Source organism: Paraburkholderia ultramafica (assembly GCF_902859915.1).
Classification (GTDB): Bacteria; Pseudomonadota; Gammaproteobacteria; order Burkholderiales; family Burkholderiaceae; genus Paraburkholderia; species Paraburkholderia ultramafica.
Genome location: NZ_CADIKK010000120.1, coordinates 1 through 2,543, shown reverse-complemented (window position 1 = coordinate 2,543; position 2,543 = coordinate 1). Strand labels below are relative to the sequence as shown.

The window sequence follows — 2,543 nt, the reverse complement described above, 5'->3', positions numbered from 1 at the left end:
TGCGTATTTCGGACGAACGTGACCGGCCGTTTCGGGATCGTGACCGACGATTTCGGCAACGTGACCGGCCGGACCGGAAGGCAGGATTGGCGTTGCGCATGACATCAACCACGCGGGCTATGCTCGCCGGCTTTGGCCGGAGAGACCATGCCCGCGCACAGGATGAACATGCGCATGATCAAGGACGTTTTACGACTTAAATTCGACGGCGGCTTCTCGCACGATCGGATCGCCGCGTCGCTGGGCATCTCCAAGGGCGTGGTCACGAAGTACGTCGGACTGGCGGGCGCCGCCGGGCTGGACTGGGCGAGCGCCTACGACATGGACGAAGGCGAACTTGAGCGGCGGCTTCTCGGCAAGCCGACAGGGCCAGCAGCCTATGCTCAGCCGGACTACGGGCGCATCCATCAGGAGCTGCGCCGCAAGGGCGTGACGCTCACGCTGCTGTGGGAGGAGTACCAGGCCGAGTTTGCGGACCGTCAGACCTACCGCTATACGCAGTTTTGCGAGCACTACAAGGCGTTCACGAAACGCCTGAAGCGCTCGATGCGTCAGATCCACCGCGCTGGCGAGAAGCTGTTTGTCGACTTCGCCGGCCCCACGTTGCCGCTGACCACCGGACGCCGCGCGCACATCTTCGTGGCTGCCATGGGTGCCTCAAGCTACACGTTCGCGTGCGCAACGCCGGCGGAAACGATGGAGGACTGGCTCGGCGGCATTGCACGTGCCCTGACGTTCTATGGGGGCGTCCCGCAGCTGATCGTGCCCGACAACCCGCGCGCGATGATTGCCGATCCCGATCGTTATGAACCGCGCGCAGGCGACACGGTGCTGGACTTCGCTCGTCATTACGGCACGTCATTCCTTCCTGCACGCGTGTATCGCCCGCAGGATAAACCGAAGGTAGAAGTTGCGGTCCAGGTGGTCGAGCGCTGGATCATGGCGCGCCTGCGTCATCACCGGTTTGCGTCGGTCCAGTCGGTCGATGACGCGATCCGTCCGCTACTGAAGAACCTGAACGAGCGCGCGTTCCAGAAGCTGCCGGGATGTCGTGCCAGCGCATTCGCCGAACTGGACGCGCCGGCACTGCAGCCGCTGCCGGCACAGCCCTATGAGCTCGCGCGCTTCAAGACAGTGACGGTCTACATCGACTATCACGTCGAGATCAACAAACACCGCTACAGCGTGCCGCACGCGCTGGTCGGTCTCAAGCTCGATGCGCGCATCACGGCTGGCGCTGTCGAACTGTTGCATCGTGGTCGCCGTGTTGCCAGCCACGCCCGTAATGACCGCACGGGCGGCTACACCACCGTCGTCGAGCACATGCCAGCGGCACACCGCGCCCATCTGGAATGGACGCCGCAGAGGCTCATTCATTGGGGGCAGCAGATCGGCGCGGCAACCGGCGCGCTCGTCACCCGGCTGCTGCAGGAGCAACGCCACCCGGAACACGGCTATCGGGCGTGCCTCGGATTGCTCTCGCTCTCACGCCGCTATGGCCGCGAGCGTCTCGAAGCAGCCTGTGCGCTGGCGCTGGAACTGAGGGTGCACCGTTACCGCCATGTGCGCGAAATCCTGATCAACAACCGCGATCGCGCTGCGGCAACGACGCCTGCCGACTGGATCAGCCCGAGCCACGCGCATGTACGCGGCCCCAGCTACTACCAATAAAGAGAACCCGCCATGATGATGCAACAGACACTCACACAGCTGCGCACCCTGAAGCTTGACGGGTTCGCTGACGGACTGGAAGAACAATTGACGCAGCCCGGCACGGCCAGCCTGAGCTTCGAGGAACGACTATCGTTGCTGGTCGACCGGGAAGCCAGCTGGCGTGATGATCGGCGTCGTACCCGGTTGCTCAAGCAGGCGCGCCTGAAGTATCCGCAGGCCGCGATCGAGGACCTCGACACCCGCGCCGGTCGAGGCGTGGACCCGCGCTCGCTCACGAGCCTCGTTCTGGGCGATTGGGTCGAGGCTGGCTACAGCCTGCTCATCAGCGGGCCAACCGGCGCCGGTAAATCGTGGCTCGCCTGCGCGTTGGCCCAATACGCCTGTCGGCGCGGGCATTCGGCGTTGTATCTGCGCGTGCCGCGCTTGAGTGAAGAACTGCGCGTTCTGCACGGCAATGGCGGCTTCACGAAATGGCTGCTGCACGTTGCCCGCATTGACGTCGTTCTGCTGGACGACTGGGGAATGGCGCCGCTCGACGCGATGGTTCGCAACGACCTGCTCGAGATGATCGATGACCGCTCGACGGGCAAGGCGACCATCGTCACCAGCCAATTACCGATTGAGCACTGGCATGGCTGGATCGGCGACGAGACCATCGCCGATGCGATGCTCGACCGTCTCATGCAGCGTCATCATCGGATCACGCTCACCGGCGAATCGCTCAGAAAAGCATCCCTAAAACCCAACGTCCTGGAGCCCGAACTCGACCAAAACTGACAAGGAAATCTACAATCAACACCGCGCAACGCCCAAACCCGCCGAATCGGTCACGTTCCCGAAATCGGCGGTCACGTTCGCCGAAATACGCA

General features: G+C 63.5%; 2 protein-coding genes. Both read left to right on the top strand.

Annotated elements, in window-relative coordinates; translation table 11 throughout:
- Positions 1 to 147: 147 nt before the first annotated feature.
- Positions 148 to 1,671: an IS21 family transposase gene (gene istA, locus HV744_RS36385; protein WP_175154060.1), complete on the top strand. Its 1,524-nt coding sequence runs from the start codon at positions 148 to 150 to the stop codon at positions 1,669 to 1,671.
- 12 nt (positions 1,672 to 1,683) lie between these two features.
- Positions 1,684 to 2,451, top strand: a complete 768-nt coding sequence (gene istB, locus HV744_RS36380; protein ID WP_175154059.1) for an IS21-like element helper ATPase IstB — start codon at positions 1,684 to 1,686, stop codon at positions 2,449 to 2,451.
- Positions 2,452 to 2,543 lie beyond the last annotated feature (92 nt).

Excerpts from the sequence above, each read along its gene's own strand:
- istA (WP_175154060.1), top strand. The coding sequence starts at position 148 with ATGCCCGCGCACAGGATGAACATGCGCATGATCAAGGACGTTTTACGA.
- istB (WP_175154059.1), top strand. The coding sequence starts at position 1,684 with ATGATGATGCAACAGACACTCACACAGCTGCGCACCCTGAAGCTTGAC.